19 protein-coding genes are annotated in these 24,244 nt (G+C 37.2%); 7 read left to right on the top strand and 12 right to left on the bottom strand.

Annotation, left to right across the window (positions count from 1 at the left end; genetic code table 11):
• Nucleotides 1–38 precede the first annotated feature (38 nt).
• On the bottom strand, nt 39–1,166 hold the full coding sequence (xerA, locus tag AACM45_RS20000; protein ID WP_339144954.1) for a site-specific tyrosine recombinase/integron integrase: 1,128 nt from the start codon (nt 1,164–1,166) through the stop codon (nt 39–41).
• An 889-nt stretch (nt 1,167–2,055) separates the two neighbouring features.
• Here xerA and AACM45_RS19995 point away from each other — a divergent pair.
• Nucleotides 2,056–3,288 (top strand): site-specific integrase, encoded by a 1,233-nt coding sequence (locus tag AACM45_RS19995; protein WP_339144953.1) that lies wholly within the window; start codon nt 2,056–2,058, stop codon nt 3,286–3,288.
• A gap of 411 nt (nt 3,289–3,699) precedes the next feature.
• On the opposite strand, the gene AACM45_RS19990 is transcribed toward AACM45_RS19995, so the two are convergent.
• The 3 genes from AACM45_RS19990 to AACM45_RS19980 all read right to left on the bottom strand — a co-directional run bounded on the left by AACM45_RS19990 (nt 3,700) and on the right by AACM45_RS19980 (nt 8,538).
• Entirely contained in the window at nt 3,700–4,479 is a 780-nt protein-coding gene (locus AACM45_RS19990) for an Abi-alpha family protein (protein ID WP_339144951.1), read from the bottom strand.
• 510 nt (nt 4,480–4,989) lie between these two features.
• Nucleotides 4,990–7,512 (bottom strand): S8 family peptidase, encoded by a 2,523-nt coding sequence (locus AACM45_RS19985; protein WP_339144949.1) that lies wholly within the window; start codon nt 7,510–7,512, stop codon nt 4,990–4,992.
• Between the two features lie 9 nt (nt 7,513–7,521).
• A complete protein-coding gene (locus tag AACM45_RS19980) occupies nt 7,522–8,538 on the bottom strand; it encodes an AAA family ATPase (RefSeq protein ID WP_339144947.1) in 1,017 nt (338 codons plus the stop codon).
• Nucleotides 8,539–8,624: 86 nt separating this feature from the next.
• Between AACM45_RS19980 and AACM45_RS19975 the strand changes: the two genes are divergently transcribed.
• Nucleotides 8,625–9,122 carry a hypothetical protein gene (locus AACM45_RS19975; RefSeq protein WP_339144945.1) on the top strand — a complete coding sequence of 166 codons (498 nt, stop codon included), beginning with the start codon at nt 8,625–8,627 and terminating at the stop codon, nt 9,120–9,122.
• A gap of 25 nt (nt 9,123–9,147) precedes the next feature.
• Here the strand turns inward: AACM45_RS19975 and AACM45_RS19970 are convergent, their stop codons facing one another.
• The 8 genes from AACM45_RS19970 to AACM45_RS19935 form a co-directional block, all read right to left on the bottom strand.
• A complete protein-coding gene (locus tag AACM45_RS19970) occupies nt 9,148–10,605 on the bottom strand; it encodes a hypothetical protein (protein WP_339144943.1) in 1,458 nt (485 codons plus the stop codon).
• Between the two features lie 30 nt (nt 10,606–10,635).
• Nucleotides 10,636–11,529: an AbiTii domain-containing protein gene (locus AACM45_RS19965; RefSeq protein ID WP_339144941.1), complete on the bottom strand. Its 894-nt coding sequence runs from the start codon at nt 11,527–11,529 to the stop codon at nt 10,636–10,638.
• Between the two features lie 371 nt (nt 11,530–11,900).
• A complete protein-coding gene (locus AACM45_RS19960) occupies nt 11,901–13,481 on the bottom strand; it encodes a type IV secretory system conjugative DNA transfer family protein (RefSeq protein ID WP_339144939.1) in 1,581 nt (526 codons plus the stop codon).
• 13 nt (nt 13,482–13,494) lie between these two features.
• Nucleotides 13,495–14,574, bottom strand: coding sequence for a MobB family relaxase (mobB, locus tag AACM45_RS19955; RefSeq protein WP_339144937.1), 1,080 nt, complete (start codon nt 14,572–14,574; stop codon nt 13,495–13,497).
• The gene (locus AACM45_RS19950; RefSeq protein ID WP_339144935.1) at nt 14,574–15,158 is read right to left on the bottom strand and encodes a BfmA/BtgA family mobilization protein; all 585 of its coding nucleotides are present in this window, start codon (nt 15,156–15,158) and stop codon (nt 14,574–14,576) included. The genes mobB and AACM45_RS19950 overlap by 1 nt, the downstream gene beginning before the upstream one ends.
• Nucleotides 15,159–15,527: 369 nt before the next feature.
• Nucleotides 15,528–15,725: a hypothetical protein gene (locus AACM45_RS19945; RefSeq protein WP_339144934.1), complete on the bottom strand. Its 198-nt coding sequence runs from the start codon at nt 15,723–15,725 to the stop codon at nt 15,528–15,530.
• 11 nt (nt 15,726–15,736) lie between these two features.
• On the bottom strand, nt 15,737–16,186 hold the full coding sequence (locus AACM45_RS19940) for a JAB domain-containing protein (protein ID WP_339144932.1): 450 nt from the start codon (nt 16,184–16,186) through the stop codon (nt 15,737–15,739).
• An 86-nt stretch (nt 16,187–16,272) separates the two neighbouring features.
• Complete coding sequence (locus AACM45_RS19935; RefSeq protein ID WP_339144931.1) at nt 16,273–16,755, bottom strand: single-stranded DNA-binding protein; 483 nt, start codon at nt 16,753–16,755, stop codon at nt 16,273–16,275.
• A 690-nt stretch (nt 16,756–17,445) separates the two neighbouring features.
• Between AACM45_RS19935 and AACM45_RS19930 the strand changes: the two genes are divergently transcribed.
• The 5 genes from AACM45_RS19930 to AACM45_RS19910 all read left to right on the top strand — a co-directional run.
• Nucleotides 17,446–18,096: a 4'-phosphopantetheinyl transferase family protein gene (locus AACM45_RS19930; RefSeq protein ID WP_445227739.1), complete on the top strand. Its 651-nt coding sequence runs from the start codon at nt 17,446–17,448 to the stop codon at nt 18,094–18,096.
• Between the two features lie 24 nt (nt 18,097–18,120).
• A complete protein-coding gene (locus tag AACM45_RS19925; protein WP_339144929.1) occupies nt 18,121–19,704 on the top strand; it encodes a protein adenylyltransferase SelO in 1,584 nt (527 codons plus the stop codon).
• 22 nt (nt 19,705–19,726) lie between these two features.
• Nucleotides 19,727–21,829 carry a thioredoxin domain-containing protein gene (locus AACM45_RS19920; protein WP_339144928.1) on the top strand — a complete coding sequence of 701 codons (2,103 nt, stop codon included), beginning with the start codon at nt 19,727–19,729 and terminating at the stop codon, nt 21,827–21,829.
• A gap of 28 nt (nt 21,830–21,857) precedes the next feature.
• Nucleotides 21,858–22,535 (top strand): thioesterase II family protein, encoded by a 678-nt coding sequence (locus tag AACM45_RS19915; protein WP_339144927.1) that lies wholly within the window; start codon nt 21,858–21,860, stop codon nt 22,533–22,535.
• A gap of 315 nt (nt 22,536–22,850) precedes the next feature.
• Nucleotides 22,851–24,244: condensation domain-containing protein (locus tag AACM45_RS19910; protein ID WP_339144926.1), on the top strand; the 1,394-nt coding region annotated here is incomplete at its 3' end.

Genomic DNA, 24,244 nt, shown 5'->3' with positions numbered 1-24,244 from the left:
AATTGTATATGATCATTGATCATATATCCATTATACGCCTAAGATAGTAAATCTTCGATTTTCATGAACGACCTGTCGGCTACATGGGTGTATATTTCAGTTGTTCGGGTAGAGCCATGTCCCAGTAAAAGTTGTATGTGTCTTATATCAGTGCCCTTTTCTAATAAATGGGTAGCAAAACTATGCCTGAGCATATGCGGGGTTACCCTTCTGTTGATCCCCGCTTTTTTGGCAGCATTGACGATGATATTCAATACGCTTGATGTACTGTAACTTTTCCCTTTCACTCCCTCAAAAAGAAAGTTTTTTGGTCTATACTCTTTGAAGTATTGCCTTAAATCATTCAAAGTACTTTTACTCAGAATCGTCAAACGATCTTTGCTTCCTTTGCCCTGCCTAACACGAACCATCATCCGCTTGCTGTCAATATCACTTGGTCTTAGTTGCAAGAGTTCATTTCTTCTTAAGCCCGAAGAATAAAGGAGTTCAACAATGCACCTATGTTTTAAGTTGTTGGTATTCTCTATGATACCAAGTATTTCATCTTTGGAAAGTACATCTGGCAAACGTTTCTTCTTTCTCGGTCTTTCTATTGAATAGAATCTATTGGGCATACCATTGACCACTTCGTAATAGAACTTTATGCTGTTCAATGCTTGGTTGACATAAGAGTTTGATTTGCCATCCCTTATCAATTTTTGAAGGTACTCTCTAATTTCATTCTCATTGATTTCCAAAGGTTCTGTTTCTTTAAAATGATTTATAAAAGCTTCAAAACAATTCACATAGGCTCTTACTGTATTGTTGGAATAACGTAATATCTCCAATTTGGAAAGGTATTCTTCAGGACAAGGTTTTCTGTCAATACCTAATTTTCGGTTTCTGAACCATTGTACATCAACTTTAGGATTGTCGTTGTGCAACTTCTTTATAGCAAAGAAATAGTTCCCGTTTATCCATACCTCGCCTTTGAAAACTTTAAATATGTGCTCAAGGTTTGGTTTGGTGTTGGGTAGGTAATGCATATTGAATTCTACTGACCATTTCATTCCGGGAATAGAATCCACTAAACCTTGAATGACTTTGTCAGAGGAAAACTGTAGCCCGATTTTTCTTTGGTTTTCGATTAATAGATGTTTAAGAGTAATACTTCTTCCTTTATGCATAATTGTTCGTTTGTAGAACAAATTCCTAATTAAAAATGATTTAATCGTATCTTAAACGAATAATGTTCGAATATACATTCGACTAATTTCAAAAATTCATGAGGTTACAAAAGGTTTGTTTGTACTGTAAAAAGGAATTGGTTGGGCGTACTGACAAAAAATATTGCAATCTACATTGCAAAAGCGCTTATCAATACCAAAAGACAAGGGAACAGCCAGAGAGATTCTATAACAAGGTGGATAATCAATTACGTCTGAACCGAAGACTTTTAAAACAGTTTAACAAAGCTGGTAAATCAGTAGTCAGATGCGAAACACTATTGAAGTTAGGCTTCAATCCAAAGTTTTTTACCCATTATTGGAAGAACAAAAAGGGGGATGCTTACCTTTTTGTATACGAGTACGGTTTTTTGAAAAGGAAAGAGAACACAAAGGATAAGTATGTCTTGATTACTTGGCAAGATTATATGGTTTGACAACACTTAATGCTTAATTATATTACCTGATATTAAATAAGTATTTTTATTCCCTAAAAGATTATATCATTTGTATTTATTTACTTTAATAAGTGCAATTCGGTGTACTGCTTTAAATTAGCAAGGTAAAGTATTGGATCACAGTTATATAAAATTAACGTTATAGGACTGTCATCCCGACTAAGACCTATTTTTTGGTTTTATAAAAACGCTAACTAAATGATTTTCAGAAATTTAATTTTTTTTGATTTCATTTAGTTAGCTTTAAAATCAACAAAAAAGGGAACAAATCGGGAACAGATTTCTCCCCTTCCATCTATCTTTTTTTTCTTACCTTTTATAGAGAGAGCAAGGCTTTCGACGTGATTTGACTTTCGTGTTAATATCTTAATAAAATGTTAATTCGGGAACAAATGAGGACTTCTAAGACTTTTAAGGTGCTTTTTAGACAAATCAAGGCACGAGGTAAAAACGAAACCGCACCAATCTATGTGCGCATTACGGTCAATGGCAAACGTGTTGAATTCAGTACAGACCTGTACTATCCCATTGATGAATGGAACGGCAAAATAAGCCGTGCAATGGGCAGAAATGCCGATGCAAGGGCTTTAAACGATGAGTTGGACAATATCTACGTAGAAATCAAGAAGAGCTATGAGGCATTGGTAAAAGAGGGAAGATATGTAACGGCGCAAATGGTCAAGGCAAGATATCTTGGAACCGACCATAGTGGCGAAACCATACTTGGCCTATCTAAATACCATTATGATAAAAGCGTTGGTAAGCTCAAAAATGGGACTCTTAAAAACTACAAAACCACGGAACGGTATTTGACGCACTTTTTAATGAAAGACCTTAAAATACCTGATTTACCATTGGACTATATCAGGTATGAGTTTATAGTTGATTTTGAGGCTTTTCTGCGTAACCCAAAAAACCACCTCAATAAGAGGCAACCCTTAAAGAACAACGGTATAATGAAGCATATTGAACGGCTTAATAAGCTTATGAATTTTGCCTTTAAACTGGGTTGGATAGAGAAACATCCATTCGAAAGATATGAATTGAAGTTCACCAAATTCAAAAACGGATTCTTGACCAAAATACAATTAGAGGCCATGGAAACCATAGAGCTTGATAATCCAAAGCTTTCTCGAGTGCGGGATGTATTTATATTCTGTTGCTACACAGGATTGGCCTATATCGATGTAAAAAAGCTGACAAAACAAAATTTGGTAATGGGAATAGATGGTAACATGTGGCTTTCGCTCTACAGACAAAAAAGTGATGAGCTTGTAAAAATTCCACTTTTGGAAAAGGCAAAAGCGATTTTGGAAGATTATGAAGGATTTGAAGATTCCGAACGGTTGCTGCCTGTTTGTTCCAATCAAAAAATGAATACTTATCTAAAAGAGATAGCCGGTCTTTGTGAAATTGATATTAAGGTCACCTGTCATGTTGCAAGGCATACATTTGCTACTACTGTTACCTTATCCAATGGAGTACCTATTGCAACCGTATCAAAATTATTAGGTCATGCTAGGCTCTCTACGACACAGATTTATGCCAATGTGGTGGAAAAGAAGTTACAAGATGACATGAATAAACTTCAGGCGGCACTAAATGGTGTTAGAGAAACTGCATGATAACTCCATATTCATTGCAAATTCTTTAAATAACCACTAATTAGCCTGTTAAATGGGGTAAGAGGCAAATTGACACTAAAAATTCATGGTAATTTGAGTTTGAGAGTCGAATCACAAAGAAGGCCGTTGTTCAACCTTTTGTTGAAAGCGGTCTTTTCAATTATATCTAAATACAATCCTCTATTTAATCTTTAAAGGAAAATATTAAAAATCCCATGGCAAAGTAAACTCTTTAAACAAGGTGCATTTTGTAAAGAGTATCGTTTTTGAACTTTAGTAAGAGTCTTGACAAAGCGCAATGCGGGCTCAGTGCCATTAAAGGTTCAAAGCATATAATGCTTTCTTAGGGTATGGTAGGTTCAATTTTAGTATGTCGACCCTTATATCTTTTCTTACTTGTTTTAACACCTTTCATCCAGACTTACATTGATTGACAAAATAATTTCCAAAAGCTGTAAGGTAGAAATTATCGGAACTTTGATATACCGCGGTAATGTCCAAATCCAACTCAATGGATTCTTTCTCTTTATCATCTTTACTTAAATCGGCACTTGTAAAGCCATTATCAATCTCTATTTCTGGTTCTTCGTATCTCAATAGTCCCAAAGATTCTAAATTATCGATATAAATTTTGGTAAACTCCTCATTCAGGTCAAATTTCTTTTTTATCGTTCTGCTAAAAACTATCAATCCGTCCAGTTTAATGTCCTCTTCTCGGTAAGTTATATTTTTTCTTTTGTTTGGTTGATTCATAAGTTGAGCCAGTTTCATTTGACGTCTAACATATATATCCTCAAAAATAAAATCTAAGATTTTCGCCTCTAAAGATGATAGAGATGATAATGTATTTATCAACCTTGGTTCCAATCCGTTTTCAGGTGTGATAGCCATATTGGCTATTAGGTTTGACCATTTGTCTTGTAGCAATTCTTCTTCTTCAACAGATGAATACTCTATTAATGGAACAAGTGTCTTAAGATTTAACTCTCTTGGTTCCATACCATTTCTATCCAGTAGTTCTCTGGTCTTATTAAAAATTTTCACTTGATTTTTAATCCTTCGAAATCGGACATTATCTGCAAAAAGTTCCCCCCATTCGTTAATTGAAGGACCCAAAAGTTTAGACATAAATTTTTCTGTTTTGTCAAGTATTTGTTTAGGTAAATTTAGTCCTTCAATTATATCTTTCATTTGATTCAATGGTTGTCTTTTATGTGTTACATCTTTTTATATTAATCCCAAAAAAATTACCTAGTCCGCAAAGGATAAAGACAAATTTGTATATTTTTCAGCAGTAATCATTACCAATTCTTTGATTTGAACTTTTTGTACGACCCACACAATTGATTTATCTGAAAACTCGACTATTAACATTATGAAGTATTGTGTCAAGCTCGCCATTGTATACAAATCTTGAAAAATTCTTTTTCACCAAAGCCCGAATTTTATCATCCCGAAAGTCTTGTATTCTAAATTTAACACCGTACCCTTTTGCGGGTATTATCAAAGTAACAGCTTCACTATTCTTACCGTGGCTACATTCCATATCTAACAGAAGAGTTCTGATGCCATTCATCAATAAACCTGTATTCTATTTAAGTAGAATTTCAGATTTATAGTTTTTCCGAGGCCTACCTATTCTAACCATATCAAATTTAACTTCCATCCTTTACTTATAATTTATTCGTGAAGAAAATCAAATTATACTTCAATTTGTACTTGTTGTTGGTTTTGTACCCTAATCCTGTTGTATATCTTAATATCCTTATTTACGGCCTCAAAACTGACAGCTATGGCATAGGGAATTTCCTGTTTTAGGTCCTTATTCCATCCTGAATGACCGACAACACCAACACCAAAACTCTCGGTCAGCACATTGGATTTCACAACAGCCCAGTCCTTTTGATGGATATTGTTATTCAACTTGACCTCTTGGATTCCAGCGTTTGATCGGTTATTAATTGTCCATGGTATTTTTTCTTCATTTACATTTTGGACTCTTTCCCCATTAGCTTCATCAACTAAAAGCCGTTGTTTAAATGCCTCGGCACTTTCCCCAAAATTTGAGGAATGCCAGTCTACCCATCCAGAAAGATATGACCGAAAACCTACCCGGGTCCTTCTTGGTTTTGCCTTAAAAACCAACGTGACTTCAATTAATATATCATAGGCATCCCCAGGTTTTCGTAGTTCTTCAGGCAATTTGACTTCATAAATATCAGCTTCCTTTGGAACGATTGTCCCCGTGCCTGTCAATGTGACCCTGAAATCGTTATTGCTTGTGGCTCTGCCTAAATCCGGTAACCCATAACCATAGAGCCTTAAAAAGTTTAATGTGGCGGGTTTATTAAATACTTCTTTGGGCCATCTTGCCGATTGAATGACCAAGGCTTTATATAACAATGTGGATTCACCAGGTAATTGTGTCTCCAATTCAGAAAGTATGCTGGATATTTTGGGAGCACTGAATGAGGTGCCGATTCCATCGATTGCCGTGGCCGGACCTCCGTGCATTGTAGATCTTACCAAATGTAAGGATGTCTCCTTTCGTTGGGACAACAGTTTATCTTCACCATTCTTTTCAACAACATAATCGCCTCCATATTCCACCAATTCAGGTTTGATCGAATACCAAATCCCTAATCCGGTCCGCGAAAATGAGGAGGGGTAATCTTCTTGGGCAATGGATATGACATCATCATCTTCATAGCTCCCATGACTTATTGACCCTACTGTAAGGGAAAGTAAACTTTGTGATGGATTCGCTATCCGGGATTTATTTTCCAACAAATAATCTGCATATTCAGTATCACTGCGCAAATAGTCTTGAATGGTTTCCTTTGTAAGGTTTCCTGCTGGAAGCACAAACACGATATCCTCTTCCCATTGCCTATGGTCAATGGATTCTGCCCATTTCGACATTCTTGTGGTGATATGACCCCGCTTGGAAGCAATGGACATATTAAAAATCCGTGTGCCATATTCACCAAAAAAACGTTCAACCACATTCTGTATAAGGTCAGGGGGATAGAGATAACTAGGCATTTTATTATCCTTATCCAAAACTCGGGCATTTTGTACCCATTTGGTCAATTGCACCGGATTATGTTCAATGGGTAGTTTGTTATGGAGAATGGTTCCCGCAACCCGAGTACCGTGCCCACCACTTTGCACATAATCCGTTATATCATCAGGGTCACCTTTTAAATAGCTCAACGAGTGTGCAATGGCCACCCCAGGGTTCAATAGAACGTGGTTTTCCTGAATGCCGCTGTCAATAACACAGACATTGGGATCTTCCTGTGTCGGAGGCAGGATTTTCAGCTGTGAGTGGTCTGTCAGCTCCTCTCCTAGGGCAATGGCCTGTCTTAAATCATCGTACTCCTCGACCTCAAAGAGAAATGGATAGTTAAGGACCAAATCCTTTAGGCCTTTGCCAGATATTTCCAACCTACATGAAAAGCTATCTGAAGATTCCACATAACTGCTAAGCAAAGTCGCTTGGTAGTTGCTAACGAAAGCTTTAAACTCTTCTTGCCGCTTCATGGACAGTTCATCCTGTTCCCTTTGTCGGGCATCCCTTCTTTCCTCCCAGCGTGCAACCCTTTCGTTGTATTGTTCCTCAGTGATATTCTTCTTGTCCCACGGCGGATAGGCCGAAATATGTACGTAACTAGCGATAGCTACATCGACAACCAGTACTTCGGCATCATCAATTTCTTCCCATTTCGATAGTAGTTCTTTGGATAGTATCCTGTCAATGCGCCATTGTTTTCCTGTAACGATATCCCAAAGTTGAGCCGCTGTGTCCTTAAACTTTCCTTCTTCTTTGAGAAACTTTTCAATTTTTTCCGATAGAGTGGATAGGTTTAGGTCAGCGGAAGCTCCAATTAGAAATCCGTCCTCCTCCTCTGATATGACATCAATTCCGAATGAGCGTAACTTATCGGGGTCAAAAACATTAGGGTCTACTTGCAGGAAAAGGGGCAGGGCTTCCGGTAATTCTGGCAAACCTTCCTTTTTTCTTTCATCCAAAGCGGTCTGCCAATCTTGTATTATTTCAGTTGACTTTTGGTTTAATCCTTCACCATGTACTTTACGATTTTCCCGATTCTTGATGGTCCGCTCATCTGGTTCAATAACCACAGGTTGTTTGCCGGGGCCATAAGGGGAGTTGTATAAGTCTCTTAGTCTAAAGGGAAGGGATAAATGATCGAATGCCATAGATATTCACTACTTGTTTTCATGAAATCTAATCGTTTCATTGATTATTCTATCGAAATCACTGCTTTCAATACGCTTGACACCATCAATCACTGTGGACTTTATAAGGTTTTCGGCTATCTTGACAATTTCCGCGGACGAAAACCCTTGTAACTTCTCTGCATATTTGGAAAAGTCGATATCCTTGGCCAATGCTGTCGAAGAAAAGGTCATTTTTAAGAGACTCTCAATTTCTTTGTCCCCTGGTTTAGTAATCTCTATCACTTCATCAAATCTTCTGAAGACCGCTTTGTCCAAAGAGGTTTCCAAATTGGTCGTGGCCACCAGTAGGCCAGGGGCGTTATACTCCTCCAAAAGGAAAAGCACCATATTTACCAATCGATGCATTTCCCCAACATCTTGCCCATAGTTCCTTGATTTTGCTATGATATCGAACTCGTCAAGCAAAAGGACGCATGGAAAGCTCTGAATGCTGTCGAACAGTTTCTTAAGGTTCACCAGCGATTCTCCAAGATATGAGGAAATGACTGCCTCAAAACGCACCTTATAAAAAGGTAGCCCAATATTCCATGCCAAGCGCTCCGCACCCATGCTCTTTCCGCATCCGGGTGGGCCAAAGAATAGAATTTTCTGCTTTGGCTTTAAGCCATGCTTGGCCAATCTCGTCCTGGCTACAAACTCCTTTTCAATACGCTGGAATTTACTCTCGATTTCCTTGGACAAAACCATGTGATGTCTCAGTTCCTCCCTCGGAATCTGTACTGCCAATGGAAAATCTTTTGCAATTCCCTTTGCATTGGAACCTGAAAATATGTCCTTGAGTTCTTTGCCCAGTTTCTTTGAGGCCTGGACATTTTCATCCAATATTGCCCTCAATTGTTTGGATAGGACATGGTGCCCTTTTTCTTCTTCATCCTTGATGATGTCATAGGCCACCTTTACGATATCATCTTCAGGATTGCCGTCAATGCTCTTAAACAGTCTTTTTAAAATATCTTTGTTCAAATCAAGGGAATCTACAAACAAAATTAGGAAATATTAAGCTGTCTTAATCAGATATTCCAAGATACCTAGTTCCGTTTTTAAAATTAGAACGTCAAATAGGTTCCGTTATGACCGTTATGGAAAGAAAAGATATTTATGCAAACATAGGATTACTGGCCACTCAATTTGCGGCTATCGAGCAGCTTGTTCATGACATTTTGGTCAAAATCATCGTCCGAAATGCCCATGAGATCAGTGATATGTTTGGTATCACTATTATAGAGAACCAGACTTTGGGAAAGCGGCTTGGGCTACTTAAAAAATTAAACAGGTTTGACAATGATTATACGGAGCGGATTGGGGATTTAGTCGAATCGATAGAGCCGAAAATCAGTATCCGAAACTATTTCATCCATGGGGTATGGTCCATAAAGGAAAATTCCATTCTCATCGAAAACAAGAAACTAAAATATACGAAGTTGGAAGATGGCCAGATGTGGCGGTACGGCGGAGCCAAAAGCGTCCAGCAAGAGGAACTAAACCAATTGAATCCCGATTTGGGCGTTATCATTGAAAACGCTAAGCGTATTCTTACCGATATAGAGAATTATGGTTTTGAGCCTTGAACTAGATATTTTGGATTGCAATGTGCTAGGGCAATTGCCCATGCTTATAGGCTTTTATGAAATCCTCTTTTGCTATTTTTCGAAAGGTGTTTTCGTCCATTACTTCAAAAATATGCGGCCCAAAATCCAGAAACAGCGGAGCGGACGAGTAATCCCAACTTTTGCGGCGGTACTTCCAACGGTAACCGTATAATCCATGATACCGCTTCATTATCCCCCTTTTTTCTACCTTCCTTTGCTCAATTAGTGCTTTTTCCGAGGCTTCCCTATGCTCCTTGGCTTCCTTCTTCAACAGTGCGATTCTATCTTTGACCTTACGCTTTTCCGCTCGGAAGGTCTGTAATTTAGATCTGGTCTTTTGCAGTTCAGCTTTGGTCTCGGCAAGTGTTATTTGTAAAAAGCTAAGATATTCCGTTTTCATGCTTCGGAATAGCTTACGGTACTCTTTCTTTACTTTTTTGCGCTCTTTTTTAACTGCGGTAATTTCAGTCTGCAGTGCTTCAATAATGGTCTTTGGGTCAATAAGCAATTTGTATTTTGGACTTAAGGCGGTCTGCTTAAAGTCCCATTCCGAATTGAAATGTCTGACCTCTGGAAAAAGTGTTCCGCCCGATTCATTCTGAATGGCACAGCACTTTTTGAAATGGTGGGGGCTTACCTTGGCCTTGCCCACATATTTATAGTGTTCCATTCCAAGGAATCCGCAGTTTTCTAGTCCATTGATTTTTTGGACTTTCCCGGATTTCAGATTGATTTCTTCCTTTAGGGCCTTGACTTTTTTCCCTACTTCTTCGTATGCTTTCTTGTCTGTTGGTTTAAATCCCATTTGATGCCTGAGATAAAAACTGTTTGGCTTTAGCACCTTCTGAAGACTGGTTTTTGGAGTATCTATTTTTTCTTGCAGATTCTTAATGGAATCCTTTTCACTATCGAGCTTCATCTCCAAGGCGGAGACTTCATATTTTATGGCATCCAATTCCTTTTTGGCTTGGATGATATCCTTGTCTTCGTTTTCAGGGCCTTCCCAATCTATCAGATAGCGATAGGAGTCTTCCATGGTGCGCAGTTGGGACTTTACCAGACTGTATATTTTAAAATTATCCTTAAATGGGGCAGCATCCACCAACCAAACCAAATCCCCATAGAACGCTTCACGAATCCTTATAGTCTCAGGTGAAATTGGGGAATGTTGTAATTCCAGCACCATTCCGAACGGGCCTTTAATGTCCGCAATATGTTGCTCACCATGTTTATTGATGATGACCTCTTGCCAATCCAAAGGAAATTTACTTTTCCATAACCTATGCCATTCCGATTCTTTTTCACCCCAGGTGTCACAATGTTCCAATTCCAAATGCTTCCAATGGTGAGTGTAAATTTCCCCGCAATAGGCTCTGACCCCTTTCCTGCAATTGGGGCATATGCCCATGGCACCCTTGTGTGGGCGAATGCTCTTGTTATGTTCGTCTAGGGCTCTTAACATTTTAACCGTTGCAACTTTTTTATATAATGCCTAGGTAATGGTGCCGATAAACTGTACCAGTTCCGGTATACTTTCATAAATTCCTCTTCCCGCCATCGATGCCGTGACCCTTCCCAACCAATTCATAATTTTTTCCTTACGGCCTGGAGTTCCCTTTGGAGCCTCTTTATCAATCTCCTCTAGCTCAACAATGGCTTCTTCTTCAACTCCCCATTGCTTCAGTTTTTCCCTTTCTTCTGTGGTGATATTGGTCTTTATGTCCACATGGCTTACCTGTTGCCCTGCAACCACGTTAAAAGGGTTGTTGTTTCCAGAGATATGGGTAGTGATGATGTTCTGCACTTTTTCTTCATTTTCTGTATTTGGTGTGTAGTCCTTATCGATTTGGGGGAACTGATTTTCCAATTCTTGTAATGTATCCAACAATTTCTGCCTGGTTCGCTCAACAATATTCAACAACTGTGTTTTGCCCACAGTGCGCTGGCCACTTCTTACTTGGCCTCCTTGGCCCTCGACCATCTTGGTGTAAAATTTTGATAAAATCCGAATCATACCGCCAGGGAGATGGATATACCCAACATGGCCATCCATTTCTGAAATATTGTGCTCAACAATGGATATGGGTTCAATTGCTTGATGGAAATAAATATTATTCCTAAGATCTTCATCCGCATCATCAGGTAAAACCACTGGAAAGCTTCGTACTTGTCCATACCGAAATTCTGCAGTCAACTCAATTTCTGACCAAATTTTTCTGTACCCTGGCAATAGAGTATCATTCGGTTCATAGCCATTTAATTCTTTGGACAACCATTGTTTGAATGTATCATTTTGAATCTGGTTCGCAATTAGTTTGGCCCTGGTCAATGCTTGACCTAAATTAATTTTGTCATAAGCAATGTCTGTAATCAATTGATGTATCATAAGGGAATATTAGCGTTTAATTTTAACAAAAAACTATTTAAATACTTAAAAATGGCTGAACTATTGAGTCATATTAAGATACAGGTTTGTTTGAACTCTTTACATTACTCCGAATAAATGTTTTCAGGATTGCAGCGGAACAACCGAAAATACCACTCAAAAAAATACAAACTCTTTACAGTATCCGCTTTCTGTAAAGAGTTATTTGGGCGGTCCAATAGTCTAAATATGGATCTAAATAGAAACGACTAATTTGATAGGGCAAATTGAATTCTATAAGATTGATGAACATTGAAATCATCAGAAGTTAAGTAAACGGTGGTCAAAGTGTACTTATGTCACCTTCTTAACACCCATAGTAAACGTTTACATTATCTAAAGATTGATTGCGCCTCCCTATGCACCCGCTCAAAATTCGCTCTCAATTCCTCTTCATCAATTGACATAGGTTTAGGCAATTCCCTTTTGATTGACGGCAATCTAAACCGCACCTTTTTATCCTTTCCATCAAAGAAAACCACAAACTCTCCTTGCTGTAATCCATAAAAAGCATCTGCCCTTCGCTTGGCCACTTCTTTCTCCCCTTGCGTCACCCGGGTATCAAAATTCAGAGAATGTCCTTTGCTAATGCTTCGCGTTTCCTTCTTCACGATTTCAAAGAAACGCTCGTAATATTTGGCGGTATCCGGGTCATTGGCTTTTCCAAAAAACTGGTAGGAGAGGTTGCTCAAGATGGCCTTGCTAGCTTTATCCCCGTACATCATATCATTCTGAACTTTGTCCTGTAAGACATAGATAGTAGCAATATCATAGCTCCTTAAAGTGGCAGGGATACGGTGCATGTTCAACAGTCGTAAGGTCGCCGCTTCCTCCATCAAAAGAAAGGAGGACAAGCGGTTTCGTTCACTCATTTGTTTGGTGATGGAATGAATGATGGTAGCAATGACGGGGGAGAGGGAGGTCTCTTTTTTAGGGTCATTCACTACGGAAATAACGGAAGGAGTATCAGGGTTGTTGACGTTCAAGGGGACTTCATCTGCTGACAACACCATGAATGTTTTTTGGGTGCTGATCTTTTTAAAGGCATTGGCCAAAGTACTCTTGACCCCTGCGGTCTGCCTATCGGAATCCACTCCGCTGATAAAGGCATCGGCCATGGCCTTTGAGGTCACATTGGTACTCAAGAACTCCACCAGTTCGGCTGTGTCCAGATGCTGATACAGTGCAATCATATGGGGTATGGTACAGTAGTCGGGATAGTCCACCTTCAGTCGCCAGATCAAACCACCAATCAATCCCTCAACGGCATCATTGAAGAATTTTGAGGTTCCCGTGGCACCACTTTCTTTAAGTTCCAAGAGGTTTTCGAGAAGGACACGCGATATTTCATGGACGCTTTCCTCATCGGGAATATAGCGTGGTGCTATTGGATTTACGCGATTATAAATTGGCCCAAAGGAAATAATATAGAAGTCCCTATCGGTCGCATTAAAGATGGGATATGCCATCTCGGTAATCTCAAGATTCTTGTAATCGTGCATTACCCCACAGAACCCATTTGCCCCCAAATGTTTGAACAGTCCATGAACAACACTTTCCGTTTTTCCGCTACCTGCGGAGCCGATAATGGAGATGCCACGGCGGATATTGTCGAGCATCAAACGATAGCCTTTGGTGTTTAGAATGGCCCTATGTTTCCCATGGATGGCGGTCAGGTTTTCCTCTTTGCCCACAAACACAAAAAGGAGTATGGCCACGAATAGAAGGGGGAGTACCCCATACAGAACCGCTTTTAAAAACAGTGTAATCGGCAAACGATAATAGAAGATTCCAGCTAATGATACCAAGAGCAAAAGGGTCATATAAAAACCTTTTTTTAAAAAACGAATAAGCACATATTCAAGGGTAATCACCGCAAGAAACAACACAACATATAACAATAAACTTTCCATATCATTTGATTTTTTAGACTCCAATGGAGCCTGCTTCCCTGGCTCGTTTCATTCCCTTTTTAAGTTGTTTAAAAGCTTTCATGGCCAGTTGTACCTTGTTCGTGGGGATGCTGGGAACATTCAGTCCCGCCTTGCGGAACAGTGTCAAGGCCACGCCCCTTTGGCTGGTAGGTAGACCCATTTTGTATAGGGATTTTAAGGCCAGTTCCCGTTCATTGGTGGGCAGGCCCACGACCAGGGCAAAGAATTTCTTTGGGTCTTTACGGTACAATTTTTTAGTACTATATCTGTCTATAAAACCCCTTTCAAATGCGAATGTCTTGTCAAATCGCTGCTCGGCCGCATCAAAGAATTTGTTTCGGTCAAAACCCTGTTTCTGTTCTTTCCCATTGAGGATGGTCACGTTCTTTCTATGCTGGGAATTAGGGGAAAGACTATAGGTGTTGGTCACGTCCTTTCGGCTTACGATGATATGGACGTGGGTCTGAAAACCTTCCTTTTTCATGCCCTCGGCCACCAATTTTCCATTGATCTCATGAGGTGCTCCGGTCACCAATCGGTCAATGTTGCGTTGTGTTTTTTTCAGGTCGCCCTTCAATTCACCGCGCCGAATCTTGGCTATATCATGTTGGAGTCTTGCGATTTCTTTTCGGTAGGGAGCATTCTCCTGAACCATTTTCTCAAAGCCCCGAAAGGTTCGTTCCTGTTCAATTTTTGCATAGTATTTAATGTCATCGACCGTCACTTTTCTATCGCGATAAAAAGAGGCCGCATAGTCCTTCATCAGTTCCCGGGTATACTGTCGGAGTAGGGCAGGGTCGTTGTTGATATGTTTGAGTTCCTTAGCACTGGGGCTTACCACAATGGAATAGAATTTAGGGTCCCGTTTCTTTAATTTTTTAGTGTTCCCATCGATTTCAGATATGACAGTTTCGGGGCTGATTTTATCATTGTTTTGGTCAAAGAAATGTTCCTGCAACTCAGGGTGTTTCCCTTCGTTTTCCTTTTCCAAATAGTTGACATAATCGGTCACGCTACTGTTGTAGGTATCATGTTGTGGGCCGATTTTCTGTGGGGTGATATTGATGTGCATTATGAATTGTTTTTTAAGGTTCTTTTGAATTTTTCAAGCTCTGATGGAGAGAGTTCCAACTTAAAATATGCTTTGCCAAAGCTGCCTTTGACCATAGAGACTTTGTTCAATACATAGCTGTATTCCAGCCTGATTTTTTCTAATTTTTCGGTCAATCTTTCATAGCGTATTTTGGGAACGGTCACTTCGATTTCCGGTTGGGAATCCTTTTTCTTTTCGAGTATTTTCTTTTCTTTTCTAATCGGTTTTTTGGTCTTGGCATTCTCCCCAAAGAGGGCCAACAGCATGGCGTTATTGGGTTTGGTCTGGTTGATTTCGATATCTCGGATAATGGCAATGGTGGCCTCATTCCGTTTGATGGAGGTATTGGTACGCTCCCGATTTTTAAGGATTTCTTGGATGATACTTTTGGTAAACTTTTGGGATGGGTCAACCCCGTGCCATTCAAAAAAATCCATCATTATATTCAGCGCCTCGGATTGAGATTTTGCCACTTTTTTGGAAAAGGAACGGAATCGTTTGACCACCGAAGCCTTTAGGTTCAATGCCAGATATTCATAGCTATATTTCTTCTTTACACGCATTTTCAACAAACTTTTTCAATGTTTACAGGCACTTTGGGATGTTTTTCAACAAAAATTGGTATTCTGATTCCCCTAAAAAGTTCTCTTAAACCACTTATTCACAACCTTTAGCGCAGCAAATCAAACCCGTAGCGTCGCCTTGGCGCGCTACCCTCTTGCTATTCCTTTTCGCCCGCACACGGACGAAAAATCCATACGAATACCAAGGTATTCGCGAGGGCTTGTTTTTGAGTTAAAACGGGAGAATTTAAGAAAGTTGGAAACGGACTTTTGAGGTATTGTTAGCAAATATTTCTTTTAACTATATATCCATCAAAATAAAAAGGACAGTTTAAAAAACCGCCCTTTCCAGTAGTGCATCGATACTACTTAAATATGGAAAACATATTTGTAAGCATATAGATTTCGTTGTGCCTCTGTTTCCAAAAGTGACTGATAACTGATACCTTTTTTATTGGTGTACCGTTTAAGCTGTGAACCATATTTTCGCTCGATATCCTTTTTAGAAACTGTTATTAAATGTTGTTGTGTTTCCTCGTCCAAATTTGTAAAATTCAAATAGATCATCACCCAAATTTTTAAATTAGGCCTTCATCGGCAAAACTGAAATACCCCGCATTCGGTGCTATGATAATATGGTCCAAAACTTTAATATCGAAATACCCAGTTGCTGTCTTTATTTTTTGCGTAATGGCTTTATCCGATTCACTTGGTTTAAGTGTTCCACTTGGATGGTTATGAGTTATTATAATCCCAACGGAAAGGCTTTTTAAAATTACCGCTAAAAGCAGTCTTAAATCTACCAATGTGCCTGTTATACCACCTTTAGATATCTCAAAAACACCTTTTACCTTGTTTGAATTATTAAGTAACAATACCTTAAAACTTTCGTGGGCCTCAATAGTATCTTTATCCCAATAATCATATATAAATGTAGCTGCGCATTGTGAGCTATTTATCTTTATCCATTTATCGGATGTTGTACGGTCTTTGTAACTGATCTTTATTTCGTTAACTTGCTTTCTCATTGTATTTTCTTTACGGATTTATAATGAAAAAAGAGGGCGTTACTTTTGCGGGTGCGCCCTCTTTACTTTTTTTAAAACTACTGCATTTAAGCTGCTTTCTTCATTTTATTTTTACGGTTTGATGTTCTTCTTGTCTGTGGATTTTTATTTCCTGTAACAGCTTCTTTGCTATCTCCATTTGGATTGTCAACGGCTGTTTTCACCACTTCAATTTCATTGACGGGAACACTTTCATTTTTGGAACCCAATAATAAAATTTCACTGGCTACGATTTCGGTCACATAGTATTTCACACCCATTTCATTGGTATAGCTTCTTGAAATCAATTTGCCTTCTACGGCTATTTCTTTGCCCTTGTGGGTGTACTGTTCGATAATATCCGCTTTTTTATCCCAAGCGGCCACATAATGCCATTGTGTGGATTGTACTTTTTCGCCTTGAGCATTTCTGTAATACTCATTGGTTGCCATAGAAAAACGGGCGACCTTATTACCGCTTTCAAGGTTCGTGATTTTTGGCTCGTTGCCAATGTTTCCGATTAACTGAACTTTGTTTCTTAATGTACTCATAACTTAAAAATTTATACTATTACTAATTGATTTTTGCCTTTTTCATAAGGCCTTTAAAACTGATTTACTTATTATATCCGGAGCGTTTTCCTTTTTTTGATTTTTTAACTTCCTTACCGCTTTCGTTTTATTGTTTCTGTATGATTTCATTGGTTTTGTTTTAAATGATTTACTTCCCATAGTGCCGTCGCTGTTACCTTTTTGATGCTGTCCCGGATTCAATATTTAGGCTTTGTGGGGCGTATAAAAAGTGTAGAACTGAGCGTAGTCGAAGTTTGTAACGGCTTTATGCCGCAACGCAAAGGATGAATGTTGTTGTTTTGCTATCCAAAAAGGGAAAGAAGACGAGGCTTATACGAAGAACAGTTTAAATTCCACAATGATTTGATGAATCAAGATATCATTGTAAAGTATTTGGTCGGATTAAAACGTTGTTTTGAAATGAAGTAATGGACTATCAGTGGTTTCTGGTTTTCCTTTTAACAAGACTTAAAAATATTTTGTAAATGACAATTGTTTTAAATGAAGTTAGCTTTAAGTATTGTAGGCCATGATTTTTTGCATACTGATGTGGTTTGTTTTTAACTATTTTTCTTGTTAAAATTGATTCAATTTGGATGTTTTCAGGTTTTAATAACCTTATATTTTACTAAAATTGAAAGAATTTAAATTTTTTGACTCTAGGGTTCAATGATAAATCTTTTTTACACAAAAATTGATATTGATTTCCATACCTATTTATGGGAGAAGCATTTGCCAACCCTTCCTTATTTTATGAGAAATGAAATAGTAAGGTATCATAGGTGGGAAGATCAACAGGCTTCTTTGCTTGGAAAGCTTATGATTAGAAAAGGATTGAAAATGTACGGTTTTAATGACGAATGTTTAGAATTAATAGAATATAACAAATATGGGAAACCCTACATAAGTGGGAAAATCAACTTCAATATTTCACATTCCGGTGATTACGTGATTTGTGCGATTAGTGAGAACATAAAGTTGGGGATAGATATTGAGAAAATAACGAGAATTGATTTCAATCATTTCAAATCTCAGTTTTTAGCGCAAGAGTGGAATGGAATTATTAATTCGAAGAATCAGCTTAGGCAATTTTATAAGTATTGGACACAAAAAGAAGCCGTAATAAAAGCGGCAGAAAAAGGTCTTTCAATTTCACTTAGGTCTTTTTTTATTAGAGATTGTGTGGCGACTTTAAGGCAGGAAGTTTGGTATCTTAGCGATATTAATATCGATTCAAAAGAATACTGCTGTAGTTTGGCCGTTGATAGAAAAATTAGGCATATTGATGTTTATCTGAAAAAGGTATATTTTAATAATTAAAATCCGGACAAAGAAAAATAGAATATGAATTTTAATGTAAAGAACTCATTTGTTGAGGTTCTTCCTAAAGACTCTTTATCTGAGAATATTCCTAGAATTGTCGAGAAAGCCTGTTATTCCCATGTAAGCCCAACTAAAACATCCGAACCAGAGATTGTTCATGTTTCCGAAGAGATGGCAAATGATATAGGGTTTAAAAAAGATGAAATAAAGTCTCCAGAGTTTTTGAAAGTGTTTACTGGTAATAAGGTTATGAAAGATATTGAACCTTATGCGATGTGCTATGGTGGACATCAATTTGGATCTTGGTCTGGACAACTAGGAGACGGTAGGGCAATTAACTTATTTGAAATTATTTGTGATGCTAAACGGTGGGCGGTGCAGTTGAAAGGTGCTGGTAAGACCCCATACTCCAGAGGAGGAGATGGCCGCGCAGTTCTCCGTTCTTCCATAAGGGAATATCTTGGTGCTGAGGCCATGCATAATCTAGGAATTCCCTCTACACGAAGTCTTTCTTTAGCTCTCACAGGAGATTTGGTAAAAAGGGACATGTTTTATAATGGTAATATCCAGTTTGAAAAGGGAGCTATAGTTACTAGACTTTCACCCTCTTTTCTGAGATTTGGAAGTTATGAGATTTTTACCAAAAGAAACGATTTGGTAACATTAAAGATTTTGGTTGATTATACCATAAACAACTTTTTTCCATCAATTGATTTATCAGCCAATAGTTCATATTTGCTTTTTTTTCAAAAAGTTGTAGAAAGTACATTGAAATTAATTACCAATTGGCTGAGGGTTGGATTTGTACATGGCGTAATGAATACCGATAATATGTCTATACTGGGATTAACTATGGACTATGGCCCTTTCGGATGGATGGATGAATTTGATGAGAACTGGACGCCAAATTGGAGTGATTTTAATTCAAGAAGATATAGCTATCAAAATCAAATAAAAAATGGATTTTGGAACTTGGCGAGATTTGGAGAATCATTGCTACCACTAATAAAAGACAAACGAGCTGTCGAAGAAATTCTTGAAGAATATCAAACCAACCAAAAAAAGATTCATTTAAAAATGATAAAATCGAAAATTGGGTTATATGATGAAAATGAGAAGGATGAAATACTAGTTAAAAATTTAATAGCTGTTTTACAACTAACAGAAATTGACTTCACAATTTTTTTCAGGAATTTAAGTAAATGTGGAAAGAATACAGGAGAAGTTGAGCGCAATCATATAATATCTGCATTTAATTTTATTAAGGAAGCATTTTATGCCCCGTCAGAATTGAAAGGTGAAGTAATGGATAAGTGGTATAATTGGTTTTGGAATTATCTTTTGAGGCTGCAAAAAGAGGATGTCCCAGACAATATTCGAAGAATAAGAATGAACAATTTCAATCCTAAATATATACTCCGAAATTACATGACCCAAATAGCAATAAATCATGCTGAACAAGGCGACTACTCATTAATTGAAGAACTTTATTCCTTATTAATGAAACCATATGATGAACAGGTTAAATTTCAAAAATGGTTCAAAAAAGGGCCCGATTGGGCTAGAAAAAGAGTCGGATATTCTATATTGTCGTGTAGCTCCTAATGATGATTAAATTATATTTTAAATGAAGAACAAAGTACTTGTTAGTAAATTAGTTATTCTTTTTTTAGCGATTAATTTTTCCTGTAAACAAGGTGATATTAATGAAACGAAATTTAAGTACACTAATGAATTAATAAATGAGTCCAGTCCATATTTACTGCAACATGCGCACAATCCAGTCAATTGGAAAGCTTGGGGTTTAGCTAGTCTAAATCAGGCCAAAGCAGAAGATAAGTTAGTATTGCTAAGTATCGGATATTCTTCATGTCATTGGTGTCATGTCATGGAAGATGAAACGTTTGAAAATGAAGAAGTCGCTGAATTAATGAACAAGAACTTTGTTAGTATAAAAGTTGACAGAGAGGAACGTCCCGATATAGATAAAATATATCAAACTGCATCCGAGTTAGTGAATGGTAAAGGAGGGTGGCCTCTGAACGCAATTATTTTACCCGATGGCAAACCAATTTATATAAATACATATCACACTAAGGATGACTGGATAGAGGTTTTATCAAAGTTCAATAATTTTTACAAAGAAGAGCGAAACAAAATTATCGAGTATGCCGATAAATTATCGAAAGGGATACAAGACACAAATGACTATTTTTTGACTAATCGTAAAGATAATCCTTTAGATAGCGTGTCATTGACGAGTATCGACAATTGGAAAAAAAAGTGGGATTTGGCATGGGGAGGAGACCAAGTTCCAGAAAAATTTATGCTCCCAATAAACCTCTCTTTTTTATTAGAATATTCTTATTTGCAAAAAGATACATCTGTTAAAGTACATGTAAAAAACACCTTGGATAAGATTATAATGGGGGGTGTGCACGATCATATCGGTGGAGGTTTTTACCGATACAGTACAGACAGCCGATGGAGAATACCACACTTTGAAAAAATGCTTTATGACAATGCTCAGATGCTCAGTTTATTTTCAAAAGCATACAGGTTATTTGGCGATTCAAGGTATAAGGAAGCAGCTTTAAATACAATTGAGTTTCTAGAGCTTGAAATGAAGAACCCAAAAGGAGGATACTACGCTGCTATTGATGCTGATACTAAAGGTGTTGAAGGCGATTTTTATATCTGGGAAGAAAAGGAACTCAAGACAACACTCAAAGAAGAATACCCTTTATTTTCGAAATATTTTAATATTAATGAACAATCAAAATGGGATAATCGCGGATATGTGTTGTTCAGAATTGATACTGATTCAACGTTTTCTGAGAAATATGACGTTCCACTAGGGGTGTTAAAGAAAAAAAAGGAAGGATGGAAATCCATTTTACAGAGTCAAAGACGTACTCGGATAAGACCTAATTTGGATGACAAAATTATCACTTCGTGGAACGCAATGTTGATTTCAGCCTATGTAGAGGCCTATAAAAGTTTTGGTAATATCCTACACCTTAACAAGGCTCTTCATTTACTCAATTTTATTCAAAAAAACAGTATTGGTCTTAATGGAAATATTGCTCATACATATAAAGATGGTATCAAGAGTACGGAAGGTTTTTTAGATGATTATGCTTTTATGATTAAAGCCCTGCTAGATTTATTTGAGATAACTATGGATGAAGCCCATCTGATTGGTGCGGAGAATCTGATTAAATATGCAAATATGAATTTTCAAGATAAAAATACGGTCATGTTTAAATATCGCACGGACAATAAATTGATTTCTAAGATTATAAATACAAGAGATGGTCCCTTACCATCAGCCAATTCGGTAATGGCGCATAACTTGTTTAAATTAGGTCATATTAAATATGATAAGAGCTATCTAAAAAAATCAAAATCGATGCTTAACCTTATGACTAAAAATATTGAGGAAAACAGTGAGTTTTATGCAAACTGGAATTTGCTCTTAAATAAATATCATTTCCCTTATTATGAGGTAGTAATTATTGGTGATAACGCATACCCACTTTTAAAGGAAATGAATATGCATTATAAACCAAATACTCTGATAATTGGAAGTAGTAAACAAAGTGAAATCTCATTATTTCGTAACAGATATGACAAGACCAATACTTGGATCTATGTTTGCCAAGAAGGCTCCTGTAAATTGCCGGTACAAACAGTTCAACAAGCATTCGAACAGATAGTAATTGACTAGATTAATCGGTTAATAAATTGAATTGGATATGTCACAGCAGTTGTTTTTGTTGCATTTCGCAGGGGGAAATAGATATTCTTATGAATTTATCAAACCCTTTTTAAACAAGTTTTCTTTAATTGTTTTGGAGCTTCCGGGAAGAGGAGATAGGATAGATGAAGCTCTCATATACAATATCGAGGAGGCTGTAGAGGATATTTATAACCAAGTTCTAAATGAACTGGATGGTTCAAAGTTTTCCATTTATGGACATAGTTTGGGTGCTATTTTGGCATATTTGGTAACCATTCGGTTAGAGAAAAGCCATAAATATCCTGCCCATTTGTTTCTAAGCGGAAAAGACCCGGTTGAAGTAAGAAAAAAAAGACACTTATTAAATAAGGAAGACTTATTAAGAGAGCTTATTAAATTGGACGGACTTCCTGCTGAGGTGGCAAATAACGAAGATTTTATCAATTTTTTCCTCCCAATAGTTAGAGCTGATTTTGAGGCAGCAGAAAGTAAAATAGATTTTACCTCTAAAGTAAATTCGCCAATATATGCCATGATGGGAAAAGAAGAGGAAGGCGCTGACCAAATTGCGCTATGGGTCGATTGCACCAATTCCGATTTTCATTTTCAAATATTTGATGGGGGACATTTTTTTATACATCATTATCCCGAGGAAATATCTAGGATAATCGCGGATAAAATAGGCGACGGATAATCGTTGTAGTGGATGTTTTTTATTTTGAAATGTCCAGATTGAGAGGATAATTGCTTTCGACTTTTCTTTTTAATTTATCAGTTTAATTGAATGTAAATTTTTCGCTAAACTAAAGCAGAAAATTCTTTCCAATATTGAACAGTAAAAATTGCTGTATCTTATTAATCTTAATATATAATTACTAATAAATCTTTCTTTTTTTTCAGTAAAAAGATACTTCATAGTGATATAAAAATTAATTAACAAAAAGTAAATTCTTACAAATACTTTTTTTTATATCTTGTTAGGACTAATTCTATTGCCCCTAAAACGCTTATGCTACCGGAAAATCATAACATAATTTCCAGGACATTACCTATTTCTGAATTTCAAAAAAGATTCTTTATAGAATGGCTTATTGAACCCAATGAATGTACATATAACATATCCCAAATACATAAGCTAAGTGGGCAACTTGACAAAAAAAGACTCAAAAATTCATGTAAAGAATTTATAGAAAGGAATGAGGTAGTTCATGCCCGGTATTCCAAAAAAGGAGAAAGTTGCTATTACGGTGATTTTAGTATAAACAATTTTTTTCATGAATTGACTTTTGGTGATTCCAAAGAAGCCGAAAGGCAAATTCAGGTTTTGCTATTTCAGCCGTTTGATCTCACAAAAGGCCCTTTGTTAAGAATATTCCTTATTGAATTGAATCAAAAAAATAACAGTCAGGAGTTTTATTTTTTTTTCGTTTGCCATCACATTATTTGTGACGGCGTTTGGATGTATGAATTCTTTGAGCAAGTTCGGGATGGCTATAATGAAACAACGAAACATGTCAGTTATGCTAATCACCAGGAAATTTCATTTACCGAGGCAGTAAAAGAAGAATCAAAGTATCAAAATACGGATTTTAAAAGTCGGGCACGAAGGTTTTGGTTGAATTTTATTGGGGATACTTCTTTAAGAACGGACTTGTCAGCATTAATGAACATAAAAATTCCGAATGAAGAAATATCCAATAAAAATGGGGCTGTTATTCATTTTAACTTAAATAGAAAACAAACTCATTTTTTACGAACATACGCCAGTAGGAACAATGTGACACTCTTTGTTACACTTTTGGCTTTGTATGGCTTTGTTCTGTCAAAATATTCACTACAAAAGAACTTTTTAATTAGCTATCCAGTTGATACGCGTTCTAAAAAATTTAAGAAGGCAATAGGGTGTTTAGTCAATAATATACCAGCAAAATTTGTCTTGAAAGGAATCAATTCATTGAGTGAGTTGATTGCGGTTTTGGGGGATCAAAGAAGGCAGGTTAAGAGATTTCAAAATTATTCTTCAATAAATATTATCCAAGATTTAATTGATTCCAAAGGCCCACAAACAGATGTTTATATGAACATCGGATTTGGTCAAACGTATTTGAATACAATTCCTTTAGGATTAGATGAATTGAAATCATCAGCTCTTAACAGCTCTTGGAGCAAGAACAGTATTTATGAAATTTCACTCCTTTATGATGATTATCGTGATGATTGCATAAAGTTTAAGCTAGAGTATAGAAAAAGTTTTTTCACCTCGTACTTGATGAAAAACTTCTTAGACTCATTTTATGAAGCAATCGATATATTTATCAAGAGAGGTGATTTAAGTGAACCTTATACCCTGATGCGCCCGGCGGAGTACGACCAAGTGGTGAAGGAGTGGAACCGGACCGATGT

Source organism: Croceitalea sp. MTPC5, assembly GCF_036985505.1.
Taxonomy (GTDB): Bacteria; Bacteroidota; Bacteroidia; order Flavobacteriales; family Flavobacteriaceae; genus Croceitalea.
The sequence above is the reverse complement of the archived record's forward strand: the minus strand, read 5'-3'. Positions and strand labels throughout refer to the sequence as shown.